Source organism: Nostoc sp. UIC 10890 (genome assembly GCF_054786515.1).
Genome location: NZ_JBSGKF010000001.1, coordinates 3,461,542 through 3,475,941, shown reverse-complemented (window position 1 = coordinate 3,475,941; position 14,400 = coordinate 3,461,542). Strand labels below are relative to the sequence as shown.

Below are 14,400 nucleotides of genomic sequence, written 5' to 3'. Positions count from 1 at the left end.
GCATTTACCCAACTTGCAGATACCGTAAACAGAAGTAGGCAGATAACAAGAATTGAGGCTGCTTGGGCACACCAACCATCTCAATGCTATCCTAGTCTTGCAACTATCTCCTCTAGCTGCACTTCTTAGCTCACTGCCTTAATGATAACTATCATACCATTGAGGTGTTTCATCCTGTAGCACAAAGCTAAAGGTAGTTCCGCCCAATCATAATAAACGTATAAGACACTTTAGGAGAAGAGTAACGCATGGGCAAGGTAGTCGGCATCGACTTGGGTACAACCAACTCAGTAGTCGCCGTTATGGAGGGTGGCAAGCCGGTGGTGATTGCCAATGCAGAAGGAATGCGAACAACCCCCTCCGTAGTTGGCTTCAGCAAAGATGGCGAAAGGGTGGTTGGGCAAATGGCACGGCGACAAACCGTCCTCAATCCACAAAACACCTTTTTCGCAGTTAAACGTTTCATTGGGCGGAAGTATGGCGAACTTAATCCAGATTCTAAGCGTGTACCCTACACCATCCGCAAAGACGAAGTAGGTAATATTAAAATTGCCTGTCCCCGCCTCAAGAAAGATTTCGCCCCAGAAGAAATTTCGGCAATGGTGCTGAAGAAATTGGCAGACGATGCTAGCCGCTATTTGGGTGAACCAGTCACAGGGGCAGTAATTACAGTACCCGCCTATTTTAACGATTCTCAACGGCAAGCAACCCGCGATGCTGGCAGAATTGCTGGCTTAGAGGTGTTGCGAATTCTTAATGAACCGACTGCTGCATCTTTGGCTTATGGATTAGATCGGGGTGACACGGAAACCATTTTAGTCTTTGACTTGGGTGGTGGAACCTTTGACGTGTCAATTTTAGAAGTAGGCGATGGGATATTTGAAGTCAAGGCTACCAGTGGAGATACGCAACTAGGTGGTAACGACTTTGACAAAATAATCGTAGATTGGTTAGCAGAGCAATTTCTGGAAACAGAAGAGGTAGACTTAAGACGCGATCGCCAAGCTTTACAACGTTTGATGGAAGCTGCGGAAAAAGCCAAAATTGAGCTTTCTGCTGTTAGCGTCACTGATATTAACTTACCTTTCATTACTGCCACTGAAGATGGCCCCAAACATCTGGAAACTCGTCTAACGCGTTCCCAGTTTGAAGGTTTGTGTGGTGATTTGGTGGGGCGCTTACGGATACCAGTGAAACGGGCGCTCAAAGATGCCGGACTCTCACCTAGAGACATTGAAGAAGTTGTGTTAGTTGGCGGTTCTACACGGATGCCAATGGTGAAGCAGTTAGTGCGGGACTTGATTGGTACGGAACCCAACGAAAACGTCAACCCCGATGAAGTCGTGGGAGTGGGTGCAGCAATTCAAGCAGGAATTCTCGCTGGCGAACTCAAAGATGTGCTGCTTTTGGATGTCACACCTCTTTCTATGGGATTGGAAACCATCGGCGGCGTAATGAAAAAACTTATTCCCCGCAACACCACCATACCAGTCCGGCGTTCCGACATTTTTTCTACATCTGAAAATAACCAAAATACTGTGGAAATCCACGTAGTCCAAGGCGAACGGGAAATGGCAGCAAACAATAAGTCTTTAGGACGTTTCAAGCTGTATGGTATCCCGCCAGCGCCACGAGGAATTCCCCAAGTTCAGGTGTCATTTGATATTGATGCTAACGGTATTTTACAGGTAACAGCCTTAGATAGAACCACTGGGCGAGAACAGAGTATCACCATTCAAGGCGCTTCCACCTTGAATGAGTCGGAAGTGAATCGGATGATTCAAGATGCTCAAAAATACGCTGATGTCGATCGCGAACGCAAAGAAAGAGTAGAAAAACGGACTCGTTCTGAAGCGTTGATTTTCCAAGCAGAACGGCAACTTAGAGAAGTAGCTTTAGAATTTGGTATGCAATTTGCCCGCAGCCGCCGCCAAAGAATTGATAATATTTGTCGAGACTTAAAAGAGAGTCTTAAGGAAAATAGCGATCGCGGTATTGATCAAGCCTACGCCGATTTACAAGATGCTCTCTATGAGCTAAATCGGGAAGTCCGTCAGACTTATGCTGAAGATGAAGATGACGACTTGTTTGGTACTATCCGTGACATCTTTACTGGCGGTGATAAGGAACGAGAACGCGAATTTCCCAGAGATACATATCGGGAACGCGACTCATACAGTCAGGACTATGGCAGAGATTACGGCAAAGATTACGGCAGAGACTATAACCGAGACAGTCGTTCTCCCTCTTATGAAAGCCGTCCTCCACGCAGCAAATCCCGTCCTAGCTACCAAGATAACTGGGATGATGAAGAAGACAGTGATTGGTTGTAAGAAAAGTTAGAAGTTAGGAGTGAGGAGTTAAAAATTAAATCTTTTAACTCCTAACTCATAACTCCTAACTCATAACTCCTAACTCATAATTAATCTAAAATCTAAAATTTAAATAACTGAACTATGCAAAATTTGCCGAACTTTCGCGATTACTACGAGATTTTAGGAGTGTCTAAAAATGCCTCTGGCGAGGAAATTAAAAAGGTTTATCGGCGGTTAGCAAGGCAATATCACCCCGATCTCAATCCGGGTAACAAAGAATCTGAGGAAAAATTTAAGGATATTGGCGAGGCTTATGAAGTCCTTTCAGACTCAGCCAAGCGATCGCAGTACGACCAGTTTAGCCGCTACTGGAAGCAAAAAGGCTTTGCGGGCAACAAACAGACGCCAAAGGCTAAAACTTGGCAGAGTAGCGCTAGCGATCGCAACGGCAATCAGGATGTAGATCCCAGCCAATTCTCTGATTTTGAAAGCTTTATTAATCAAGTTATCGGCGTCAAAAATAAGAGTGGGGCCAGTAATTCTAGTAATGGTAACAATAGCGATCCATTTCGTTCCCCCAGAACAAAAGTTGCCTATACCGTTAATACCCCCCCACCTCGCACAACCCGCCGGGATATAGAAGCCAGATTAACACTGCCACTAGAAAAAGCTTATCAAGGTGGTAATGAACGCATTCGCTTAGAAGATGGGCGATCGCTAGAGGTTAATATGCCTCCAGGGATGGTATCAGGCCAAACTATTCGTTTGCGAAATCAAGGCGTTGGTGGTGGCGATCTCTACTTAAAAATTACCGTTGAGCCTCATCCATTATTTAAACTAGAAGGTGCAAATATTCTCTGCCAAGTACCAGTTACTCCCAGCGAGGCAGTTTTAGGAGGACAGGTAGAAGCACCCACTCTTGATGGCCCTGTAAAAATGACTACCCCTCCCGGAGTTAGGTCTGGTCAAAAATTTCGACTAGGTAATAAAGGCTATCCCAGTGATGACGGTAAACGTGGGGATCAATTAGTAGAAATTCAAATAGTTACACCGAAAAATATTAGTCAAGAAGAACGGGAACTTTACGAAAAGTTACGGCAAATTGAAACCTTTAAACCCCGTGCTGATTTAATCCGTTAGGGATAATACAGTAGAATTCAGAATTGATGCTAGACCTGTTGTGTCTTCTCAAATTCATAAATTCACAAAGGATTTAAAATATAAAAAATATCTTTGAGCAAAGTGACTCAAACAGCCGTGAATCACAACAGGGCAATGCCACAAAGCAGTGAACCAACTTATTACTCCCTGCTAGGACTGCATCCCTGGGCATCGGTAATCGATATTCGTCGCGCTTATCGGCAACTGAGCAAACTCTATCATCCTGATACTACAGACTTGCCGACTGCGATCGCCACTCCCAAATTCCAGCAAATTAACGAAGCCTACGCCACCCTTAGCCATCCAGAACGTCGGTTAAGCTATGATCTAAAAATTGGCTATTCCCGCTTTGGAGTGATTCAACCACCCCCTGATTTGAATCATCCCGTCTCACGTTCCTATGATTTTTCAAAATCAGCATACCTTGATGCGAGCGATCGCCCCTTATCATCTGGCGAAATCTTTGCCTTATTTATGCTGGTGTTAACATTTGTAGGTTGTCTATTATTAGCAGTTGCCATTGCCTTAACTCGTGGCGAGGCTGCTATCCATTCCCATTTGCTGCAACCAGCTGCATTTGTACAACAGCAGATTATCTATATGTCGCAACTAACTACTCATCTGAAATAATTAAAAATTAAAAAATTCCCTAATCCAAAATCCAAAATCTAAAATTCCTATGCCTCTTCTTCCCTCTGATACCCCCCTATATAATCATCCCCTGCCACAAATTGAACAGTGGCTAAAAGACCAAGGTTGTCAACAAGATGACACACAGAGGCATTGTTGGCACGTGCAGCGACCTAGCTGGAAAGCTGAACTATGGCTCGACGTTGAGCAAATCGTAGTCCGATATGTCCAATCTGGGGAAAATGGGCAGGATATCCAACGTTCATTCAAGTATTCTCTGAGTCGGAATGACGTAGAACAAGCGGTGTTTTCTGGACCATAAGGAATTGCTGAGTACGATCCTTTCCAATTAACTTTACTTGCATCGAGCTATTTAGATCGCAGAGTGATTGCACCCTGAAACCACTCAACAACACCATCTGCCAAGACTCGCGCTAATTTTTTTTGTTCATCGGCGTTGGCTATCCATTCAAATTCTTCGGGGTTGGTCATAAAACCCAGTTCCATTACCACTGATGGTGCTGTAGAGGGACGAGTTAGCGCCAAGTTATTCCAAAACACCCCCATTGATGAACGTCCTAGCTGCTTAACTAGATAATTGTGGAGAAAAACAGCTAGGCTATGGGCTTGGGAATGATACCAAAAAGTTCTAATGCCTTTGCTATTCTCTGCATCTCCATCATCGGGTACTGCTGTGTAATGTATAGTGAGAGCGATCGCTGGTTGTTGTTGCTCGATCATGGCTTGGCGAGTAGACAAAGCTATTTCTCTGTCATCTTCTCGCGTCATCACTACTAACGCGCCTCTTAAGACTAGTTCATCACGCAGCAACTTAGATACTGTCAAGCTGACATCTTTAGCTAAATATCCTGTTGGCCCAGCTGCGCCAGTTTCTTGCCCTCCATGTCCTGGGTTAACTAAAATCTTTATGCCAGATAAAGGTTGTAATTGTACTTGTGCAAAAGCTGGTGAAGAAATGAATATGGAACTGATCGCTAAACCTAAAATTGGTTTCACTGATATAGACTCCTATATGAAATCAGCTTGCACTGCTATGTTTGACGCTAATTATAAAATTGCGTAACCATAAAATGAATAATTGCCCTTAGTAAAAGCTTTTTGGTTTACTTAAAGTAGGTATAGCTCACAAAAACGCCCATCCAAAGCGTAGACGCGTAGCGGCTTGTCGATAGACATCGCTTACAATTAAAGTTACTCCTCCTCCGACAAAAACTCATGCAAATCGTTCTGCCACCTGAAGTAGAAGCCCTAGTTCAACGTCAACTCACTAGCGGTAAGTATCAGAACGCGATCGCAGTTATTCTTGCAGGCGTAAAACTCCTGGAACAGCAAGAAGACATCTATCAAGGACGACTACAAGACTTGCAACAAGAAGCGCGGATTGGATGGGAAGCATCCGAGCGGGGCGAAGTTGTTGATGGTTCGGCTGCAATGGATCAAATTCGTGCCAATGTGCGATCGCGCTATGGTGTTTCAGACAAAGCATGACCTCACAATTTCGCCTTACCAAACCTGCAATTCAAGACATTGAGCAGATAGCGGATTACATTGCTAGACAATCTGGCTTGGCTCAGCTGAGGGTTTTCTGAGTAAGCTGAACGCGAAATTTGCCAAAATTGCTCAGTTCCCTGGTCTAGGACGACAGCGTGATGAAATTTTACCTGGTATCCGTAGCCTCTCAATAGACAATTATATCATGTCCGGATAATCACTTATGATAAAAGAGGTGAGTGCAAAGATGACCAATGCCGAAACGAATTAGTGTAGCCACACATCTAAGTATTGAAGAGCTAGAACAACGTTACCGTCAGGCTAAAGACGGCATAGAAAGCCGTCAGTACCAGATTATTTGGTTAGTAGCCCAAGGCAAAAAAACGGAAGAAATCGAGGAAATAACGGGCTACAGCAGAACCTGGATATACGCATTAGTAAAAAGATACAACGAGTTAGGAGTGCAAGGATTAGGCGATCGCAGAGTATTCAACCAAGGTACACAGCCACTAGTGGATGATATCGAGCAGGCACAGTTATGGCAAGCGTTACAAGAAAAAGCACCGGATGGAGGATTATGGAATGGCAGGAAGGTGGCAGATTGGTTAAGTGAAGTAACAGGAACTCATATTAGCAGACAGAGGGGATGGGAAATATTGCGGCAGATGACATTTAGGCTCAGAGTACCCCGTCCGTCTCACACAAAAAGTGATCCTTTTGAGCAAGAAGTCTGGAAAAAAAAATAGCTACAGAAGTAGAAGAACTTCAAGCCAACTACCCAGATGCGGAAATTCAGTTGTGGTGCGAAGATGAACATCGCTTGGGACTCAAACCAGTTTTGCGACGAGTTTACGTCCCAGAAGGAGAAACACCAATTGCTGATGTAAATTGGCGGTTTAAATGGCTCTGGTTGTATGCTTTTGTACATCCGAAAACAGGAGTTACTTATTGGTGGATTCTTCCTTATGTCAATACAGAGCTATTTAACAAGGTTTTAGCGGATTTTGCTCAAGAATTTGGTTTAGGTGCTGATAAACGTATTTTGTTAGCTGTTGACCAAGCAGGATGGCATACCAGCAAGGGTTTGGAGATTCCTGAAGGGCTGCACTTAATCTTTTTGCCATCTCACTCACCCGAATTACAGCCCGCAGAAAGGCTGTGGACTTTGGTTGACGAACCAATTGCTAATCGCTCTTTTGAGACACTCAATGATTTAGAGAATGTCTTGTTTCATCGGTGTCAATCTTTACTCCAACAGACAGAGTTAATTCGTGGCTTAACTGGTTTTCATTGGTGGCTTCAAATTGGTGTTTAATCGTAAGTCATTACCCGGACATGATATTACCTCATCCTCTACATGTCCATAGGGCAAGATGTGGAGATTTTTCGTGTTGTTAGTGGCTATCGAGATATCAAAGCCCTATTTCACGACTCTGATTCCTGATACTCCTTGTTAACACTAACTCTCCCTCTTGCTTAACAAGCGTTGTGGTCATCTCTAGTCAACCCACTGAGTCCGAAATTGGCGGTTGGCTTCGATTGTAAATTTTAAACTTTACCAAACCGCCGTTCCCGTTGCTGGTAGGCACACAAAGCTCGATGAAACTCAGCCCGATCAAAATCTGGCCAGAGAGCATCCGTAATATAAATTTCTCCATAAGCCATTTGCCAGAGAAGAAAATTTGAGAGGCGCATTTCTCCACTGGTACGAATTAACAAATCTGGGTCACTAATTCCTGCTGTGTATAAGTGGCTTTCAAACACCTGTTCATTAATTTCATTGGGTTGTAGCAGACCTTGCTGGACTTGTTTTGCGATCGCCTGACAAGCTTGTAAAATTTCCTGCCGTCCACCATAATTAGTTGCTACCGAAAACCGGATACCGCGATTATCCTTAGTTTCTTCCATTGAACGGGATATTTCTTGTTGAAGCGATCGCGGCAGGTCTTGCAAATTTCCAACAAACTTAATTTGAACATTCTCTTCGACCATTTCCCGCAGTTCTTGCCGCAAAACTCTTTGAAACAGAGTCATCAAAAAATCCACTTCTTCCTGCGGTCTTTTCCAGTTCTCCGTTGAAAAAGCATAAGCTGTGAGCGCTTGAATTCCCCAATCCTGACAACAGCGAAGCAAATCCTTGAGAGCATCTACTCCTCGCTTATGACCCATAATTCGCGGTAGACCCTGACGTTTAGCCCATCGACCATTGCCATCCATGATCACCGCAACGTGCTGCGGCAATAGTTCTCGTTTTAAGTCAGTAGGCAAATCTTGCAGTTTAGTTTGTTGTGCTGTCATTTTTTATCTCGAGAAGCGGTCGATGGTAATCCGAGTAAACGTGAAACCAGTGCTAGTGTCTTCCCACCTGTCCGACGAACAAAACTCAACACACCAGGAGCAACAGCTTCCCGATCCACGGTTGGGGACAAAAGAGCGTCCAATGACTCTTTTAGCTTTCTAATCGTCAGCGGTCTATTTAGGGTTCCCCGTTCCGCTAAGGAAATAGAACCTGTTTCTTCAGATACAACGACACAAATGCAATTTTCGACCCGCTCAGTAATTCCCATTGCCGCCCGATGGCGTGTTCCCAACTGGCGCGAGGCTGTGCGTCCCGAAAGTGGTAAAATTATACCTGATGACACTATCCGTGATCCACGAATCAGTGTTGCCCCATCGTGTAACAAAGTTTTCGGCTGGAAAATTGTCTGGATCAGTTCTTTAGAAACTTCCGCATTTAGCTTTACTCCTGGCACAGAAAAATCTCGCTCATCAATTGGCCCTGTGGTTTCCACAATTAGTAAAGCTCCAATGCGGTTTTTTGACAATTCTTTAACAGCCTCAACAATTTCATCAATTACACTATCAGATTTAGGGATTGCCAGCCGATCGGGTTGAAATAGCTGGCGGAATTCGCCACGCCCCAATTGCTCCAAAAATCGCCGAAACTCCGACTGTAGAGCAACTGCCATCGCCACAGCACAACCAATTACCAATTTTTCTAATACAAAACTTAGTAGAGGTAGTCCTAATCTGCCACTTAGTGCCGAGGCTAGCATTAAGATAATGAATCCCCGCACCATCCAAAGTGTCCGGCGCTCACTAATGATAACTAGTATCATGTAAGTCAGCGCCAGCACTAACACAATATCCAGAGTCCCAAGTAGCAAGGACTGTGACCATCCTAGGTTTGTCAGCCATTGCTTCCACCAATCTCTCATGACATCTGGATTACACTTTTGCCTCTAATTTACGGTTGGTCATTAGTCATTTGTCCTTTGTCCTTTGTCATTTGCAAATGACTAATGACCAATGACTAATGACAAATGACTATTTCTTTAATCTTTCTGGTAGGCGATCTTGTCGAATTAAGTCTTGATAAGTTTCACGTTGCAAAATTAAATTTGCTTCGCCATTCGCCACAACAACAGCTGCCGATCGGGGCAAGCGATTGTAGTTAGATGCCATACTGTAATTGTACGCACCAGTTCCCATAACTACGAGAATATCCCCTGGTTCAGTCTTTGGGAGTAGAGCATTATGAATTAGAATATCTCCTGATTCACAATGTTTACCAGCAATTGTGACTGTTTCGGTTAAGGAAGAAGACATTTTATTAGCAACGACTGCCCGATAAACTGATTGGTAAGTAATCGGGCGAGGATTATCAGACATTCCTCCGTCGATCGCTACGTAGGTACGAATTTCTGGGATAACTTTGGATGAACCAATAGTATAGGCAGTGACGCAAGCTGTGGCAATTAGCGATCGCCCCGGTTCACACAGTAATTTTGGCAAAGGTAAATTTTCGGCTGCACAAGCTTCTTGAATTACCTCACAAATCGGTTTTACCCACTCTTCAATGCTGGGGGGATCGTCTGATTCTATATACTTAATCCCTAAACCACCACCGACATTTAACTCTGTAAAATTTAACCCATACTTCGCCGCATCACGTAACCACTGTACCATCAGAGCCGCTAAATCTCGATGCGGTTGACGCTCAAAAATTTGGGAACCGATATGAGCATGTAACCCTACGCAGTTAAGGAAAGACTGTTTGCTGACAAAAGTAAATAATTCCTCTAATTCATTGGGATCAAAGCCAAATTTACTATCTAGTTGCCCCGTGCGGATATATTCATGTGTGTGACATTCAATACCCGGAGTTAAGCGCAACAAGAATCGAGGCTGTACGGAGGGGGAATTTGCCCTCTCAACAATTTCTACCAAAGTGCGTAACTCGTGCCAGTTATCCACCACAATAGTGCAACCGACTTCTGTGGCAAAAATCAGTTCTTCACGAGATTTATTGTTGCTATGAAGATAGATTTTCTCAGGATTGACGCCTGCTTGCAGCGCAGTGTACAGTTCGCCGCCTGATGCGACATCAATTCCTAAACCTTCTGATGCCGCGATCGCGCAAACTGCTAAACAATTCCAAGCTTTTGAGGCGTACAATACTTGAGATTCGCCCTTGTAGTATTGCTTGAAAGTATCTCGGTATTGCTGACAAGCCGAACGCAGGGTTTCTTCATCTAAAATATATAAAGGTGAACCAAATTGTTCAACTAGGGTTGTGACATCACACCCACCAATTTCCAGGAGGTCATGATTATGAACTCTGGCAGTCAAGGGTAAAAGTTCTTGATTGGGCGATGGATTTGCGTTGGTGTCGTGCCTTTGAGGTAAATATTGACTTCCAGAATGTTGAACCCCAGTGGGGTGAGTCGATACCATAACTATAAAAATTTTCCTTGTTCAATTTACGGGCTGTGAGTTCATCTCCCAATTCCCAGTTTACAAAGGGTTTGTAACGTTATTCAATAAATGTGATCTCATTAGACTTAGAAATTAAATTACTGACAGCAGAGCATCTGAGTGCATTGTTGGAACTGGATCAAGCCTGTTTTGGTGGTTTATGGACAATGGAGGGCTATCAACGAGAGTTGGACAGCCCCAATAGCGATCTGCTGGGTTTATTTTCCCCTGTCTCTAATTCGATGCTGCTGGGAATGGGTTGCTTTTGGTCAATTTTAGACGAAGCCCACATTACAATTTTGGCGGTTCATCCCCAATATCACCGTCAAGGAATGGGTGCGGCTTTATTATATGCACTCATTAAGACAGCTTGCGATCGCAAAATGGAGCGAGCTACCCTCGAAGTCCGAGCTTCCAACTTGGGAGCCATATCTTTATATCAAAAATTTGGCTTCAAAACAGCTGGGCGGCGTCGGCGTTACTACCAAGATAACGATGAGGACGCCCTAATCCTTTGGCTTCCAGATTTACAACGCCCCAAATTTCAAGCAACTTTAGACCAGTGGCATTCCATGATTAGCGATCGCCTGGACAAATCCTTTTGGCACTTGATTTTTAAATAATTCGTAATTCGTAATTAATTACGAATTATTTCAGTGTTGGGCATTATTAATTGTGAATTATCGGAGTTTGGATCAGCTTCAGCAAAAAAATGCAACTTTGCTGCACCTATTTTTATATAAATATTTTATGAATATCATGCTTTTTATAAGAAAAAACTATGTAAATTAATTTTGCTTGATATTAAAAAATATATATGTTAAATATAAATGTTTGGGATTAAGTAAATAAACTCTCAATGTAAGCAGTGAACTGTTTGTAGTAAATCTCAAAAACGCTGGTGAACTAAAGCTCCTCAGTACACTAGCCACATAAAAGTAGTCAAGAGTTAACAATTAGCCCATCAACCCAAGTCATAGCTTCAGGATGTCTATAATCTGTTATACAGGCATCCAAAAGCTTTGCCTGTGCTAAAATCAGCATACCGGCACGACCGCAGGTGATGGGAAAAATGCCATGTTTGAACGCTTCACAGAAAAAGCCATTAAGGTAATCATGCTGGCCCAAGAAGAGGCCCGCCGTTTAGGTCACAACTTTGTCGGAACCGAGCAGATCCTCCTGGGTCTGATTGGCGAAGGCACTGGAGTGGCTGCCAAGGTGCTGAAATCAATGGGCGTCAATCTCAAAGATGCCCGAATTGAAGTTGAAAAAATTATAGGACGGGGATCAGGCTTTGTCGCCGTGGAAATTCCGTTTACGCCACGGGCAAAGCGAGTTTTAGAACTCTCCTTGGAAGAAGCACGCCAACTGGGGCATAACTACATTGGCACCGAGCATCTGCTGTTGGGCCTAATCCGCGAAGGGGAAGGCGTCGCAGCCAGGGTGCTAGAAAACCTCGGTGTGGATCTATCTAAGGTAAGAACCCAAGTCATCCGCATGTTGGGAGAAACTGCTGAAGTTTCACCAGGTGGTTCATCCGGGCGCACAAAAACCCCGACTCTGGATGAATTTGGCTCAAACCTGACTCAGATGGCAATAGACAATAAGCTCGATCCAGTGGTGGGACGCGCCAAGGAAATTGAGCGGGTAATCCAGATATTGGGTCGCCGAACAAAAAATAACCCAGTGCTGATTGGGGAACCAGGGGTTGGTAAAACTGCGATCGCTGAAGGTTTAGCTTCACGCATTGCCACCAAAGATGTCCCTGACATCCTCGAAGATAAACGCGTCGTCACCTTGGATATTGGTTTGCTCGTAGCAGGAACCAAGTATCGGGGTGAATTTGAAGAACGCTTGAAAAAAATCATGGACGAAATCCGCTCGGCGGGTAATGTCATTCTCGTGATTGATGAGGTACACACCTTAATTGGTGCGGGTGCAGCAGAAGGTGCTATAGACGCAGCGAATATCCTCAAGCCAGCTTTGGCAAGAGGTGAGTTGCAGTGCATCGGCGCTACAACCCTAGATGAATACCGGAAGCACATTGAGCGAGATGCAGCGCTAGAGCGGCGTTTCCAACCAGTAATGGTTGGCGAACCTACAGTTGATGAAACAATCGAAATTTTATATGGTTTGCGCGAACGCTACGAGCAACACCACAAACTGAAAATCTCCGACGAAGCATTGGTAGCGGCGGCGAAATTGTCAGACCGTTACATTAGCGATCGCTACCTCCCAGATAAAGCCATCGACTTAGTTGATGAAGCTGGTTCTAGGGTGCGCTTGATTAACTCCCAACTGCCACCCGCAGCCAAAGAGTTAGACAAAGAACTGCGTCAGATATTAAAAGAAAAAGATGACGCGGTGCGCTCTCAAGACTTCGACAAAGCTGGAGAACTGCGCGATCGCGAAATGGAAATCAAAGCCGAAATCCGGGCGATCGCTCAGAGCAAGACCAATGCAACAGGCACAGAAGGTGAAGAACCTGTAGTTACAGAAGAAGACATTGCTCACATTGTCGCTTCCTGGACTGGAGTACCGGTGAACAAACTCACCGAATCTGAATCTGAAAAGCTGCTGCACATGGAAGACACCTTGCACCAGCGTTTAATTGGTCAAGACGAAGCTGTGAAGGCAGTTTCACGCGCAATTCGTCGCGCTCGTGTCGGTTTGAAAAATCCCAACCGACCCATAGCTAGCTTTGTCTTCTCTGGGCCTACTGGTGTAGGTAAAACCGAGTTGGCGAAATCCTTAGCTGCTTACTTCTTCGGTTCCGAAGAAGCGATGATCCGCTTAGATATGTCCGAATACATGGAGCGTCACACCGTCAGCAAGCTGATTGGTTCCCCTCCAGGTTATGTTGGCTATAACGAAGGTGGTCAGCTAACCGAAGCCGTGCGGCGGCGTCCTTACACCGTGGTGTTGTTTGACGAAATCGAAAAAGCCCACCCCGATGTCTTCAATATGCTGCTGCAAATTTTGGAAGACGGTCGGTTAACTGATGCCAAAGGTCGCACGGTAGACTTCAAGAACACCTTGCTGATTTTAACTTCCAATATTGGTTCTAAGGTAATTGAAAAAGGCGGTAGCGGTATCGGCTTTGAATTCTCCGAAGATGCTAGCGAGTCAACTTACAACCGGATTCGCTCTTTGGTCAACGAAGAACTCAAGCAGTACTTCCGTCCAGAGTTCCTCAACCGACTCGATGAAATTATCGTCTTCCGTCAGTTGAACAAGCCGGAAGTGACCCAAATCGCCGAAATTATGCTCAAGGAAGTATTTGGTCGTCTGACGGAAAAGGGTATCACCTTAGAAGTCACAGACCGCTTCAAGGATCGTTTGATCCAAGAAGGTTACAGTCCCAGCTACGGCGCAAGGCCATTACGTCGGGCAATTATGCGCCTGTTAGAAGATAGCCTAGCAGAAGAAATTCTGTCTGGTCGTATCAAAGATGGCGATACAGCCCTTGTTGATGTGGATGAAAATGGCGTTGTGCAAGTTAGTTCTCAACAGCGTCGGGAATTGTTACCCCAAGGTGTTGAATAAGATTTAGGGTTTGGGATTTAGAACTAAATCTTAAATCACTGAACGGTAGAGAAGTTTTCTTCTCTACCGTTTTTTGTAGTCTATATCCATTTTAATTTTGATACTATAAGACTCCTGTCTAATTTCTAAACAATATTTTAGATAAATTTTTAAATTCAATAGAGCGAAAAATCCCACTAATAATTTATACATATAATAATGGGGAAAAACCAAATATATCTAGAGAACAAATTAGTATGCTAGATGCATATAAAAACTACTCTCTTTTGACTACACCTGGAAACTTTAAATCTCAATTTAATAGCCTAATCCTAGAAAAAGGAGGAAATGTGCTAGTAACAGATTAGAAATGGTATTGCAAAATTTGTTTATCAATTTTATGAAACATTTTCCAATGTTTCTTTATCTTCAATCAATTGACTGATTCTAAATCAGACCTGAAGTGCATTTAAAATGGGATAATATAAAGAATCATTGG

11 protein-coding genes and 2 pseudogenes are annotated in these 14,400 nt (G+C 44.0%); 9 read left to right on the top strand and 4 right to left on the bottom strand.

Annotated features, from left to right (window positions below; all coding sequences use genetic code 11):
- The first annotated feature begins 248 nt into the window (after positions 1-248).
- The 4 genes from dnaK to ACWATR_RS14140 all read left to right on the top strand — a co-directional run bounded on the left by dnaK (position 249) and on the right by ACWATR_RS14140 (position 4,428).
- Positions 249-2,333 carry a molecular chaperone DnaK gene (gene dnaK / locus ACWATR_RS14155; protein WP_460333268.1) on the top strand — a complete coding sequence of 695 codons (2,085 nt, stop codon included), beginning with the start codon at positions 249-251 and terminating at the stop codon, positions 2,331-2,333.
- 123 nt (positions 2,334-2,456) lie between these two features.
- On the top strand, positions 2,457-3,455 hold the full coding sequence (locus tag ACWATR_RS14150; protein ID WP_460333265.1) for a DnaJ C-terminal domain-containing protein: 999 nt from the start codon (positions 2,457-2,459) through the stop codon (positions 3,453-3,455).
- A 135-nt stretch (positions 3,456-3,590) separates the two neighbouring features.
- Positions 3,591-4,106 carry a J domain-containing protein gene (locus ACWATR_RS14145; RefSeq protein WP_460340422.1) on the top strand — a complete coding sequence of 172 codons (516 nt, stop codon included), beginning with the start codon at positions 3,591-3,593 and terminating at the stop codon, positions 4,104-4,106.
- Positions 4,107-4,155: 49 nt separating this feature from the next.
- Entirely contained in the window at positions 4,156-4,428 is a 273-nt protein-coding gene (locus tag ACWATR_RS14140; RefSeq protein WP_460333262.1) for a DUF3143 domain-containing protein, read from the top strand.
- 47 nt (positions 4,429-4,475) lie between these two features.
- Here the strand turns inward: ACWATR_RS14140 and ACWATR_RS14135 are convergent.
- Positions 4,476-5,051: pseudogene (locus ACWATR_RS14135) on the bottom strand (N-acetylmuramoyl-L-alanine amidase family protein); the annotation flags it as partial.
- A 291-nt stretch (positions 5,052-5,342) separates the two neighbouring features.
- Here ACWATR_RS14135 and ACWATR_RS14130 point away from each other — a divergent pair.
- The 3 genes and pseudogenes from ACWATR_RS14130 to ACWATR_RS14120 all read left to right on the top strand — a co-directional run bounded on the left by ACWATR_RS14130 (position 5,343) and on the right by ACWATR_RS14120 (position 6,933).
- Positions 5,343-5,615 (top strand): ribbon-helix-helix domain-containing protein, encoded by a 273-nt coding sequence (locus tag ACWATR_RS14130; RefSeq protein WP_185585845.1) that lies wholly within the window; start codon positions 5,343-5,345, stop codon positions 5,613-5,615.
- Positions 5,616-5,685: 70 nt separating this feature from the next.
- On the top strand, positions 5,686-5,835 hold the full coding sequence (locus tag ACWATR_RS14125) for a type II toxin-antitoxin system RelE/ParE family toxin (protein ID WP_460340419.1): 150 nt from the start codon (positions 5,686-5,688) through the stop codon (positions 5,833-5,835).
- Positions 5,836-5,872: 37 nt separating this feature from the next.
- A pseudogene (locus ACWATR_RS14120) lies at positions 5,873-6,933 on the top strand (IS630 family transposase).
- 233 nt (positions 6,934-7,166) lie between these two features.
- Here the strand turns inward: ACWATR_RS14120 and ACWATR_RS14115 are convergent.
- The 3 genes from ACWATR_RS14115 to lysA all read right to left on the bottom strand — a co-directional run bounded on the left by ACWATR_RS14115 (position 7,167) and on the right by lysA (position 10,355).
- On the bottom strand, positions 7,167-7,916 hold the full coding sequence (locus tag ACWATR_RS14115; protein WP_069071491.1) for an isoprenyl transferase: 750 nt from the start codon (positions 7,914-7,916) through the stop codon (positions 7,167-7,169).
- Complete coding sequence (gene cdaA / locus ACWATR_RS14110) at positions 7,913-8,836, bottom strand: diadenylate cyclase CdaA (protein ID WP_460333258.1); 924 nt, start codon at positions 8,834-8,836, stop codon at positions 7,913-7,915. Before cdaA ends, ACWATR_RS14115 begins: the two co-directional genes overlap by 4 nt.
- Before the next feature lie 109 nt (positions 8,837-8,945).
- Positions 8,946-10,355: a diaminopimelate decarboxylase gene (gene lysA, locus ACWATR_RS14105; RefSeq protein ID WP_460333255.1), complete on the bottom strand. Its 1,410-nt coding sequence runs from the start codon at positions 10,353-10,355 to the stop codon at positions 8,946-8,948.
- Between the two features lie 92 nt (positions 10,356-10,447).
- On the opposite strand from lysA, the gene rimI reads away from it, so the two are divergent.
- Together rimI and ACWATR_RS14095 are read left to right on the top strand one after the other, a co-directional pair.
- Positions 10,448-10,999: a ribosomal protein S18-alanine N-acetyltransferase gene (gene rimI / locus ACWATR_RS14100; RefSeq protein WP_460333252.1), complete on the top strand. Its 552-nt coding sequence runs from the start codon at positions 10,448-10,450 to the stop codon at positions 10,997-10,999.
- A 454-nt stretch (positions 11,000-11,453) separates the two neighbouring features.
- Positions 11,454-13,922, top strand: a complete 2,469-nt coding sequence (locus tag ACWATR_RS14095) for an ATP-dependent Clp protease ATP-binding subunit (RefSeq protein WP_190895090.1) — start codon at positions 11,454-11,456, stop codon at positions 13,920-13,922.
- Positions 13,923-14,400: the final 478 nt, after the last annotated feature.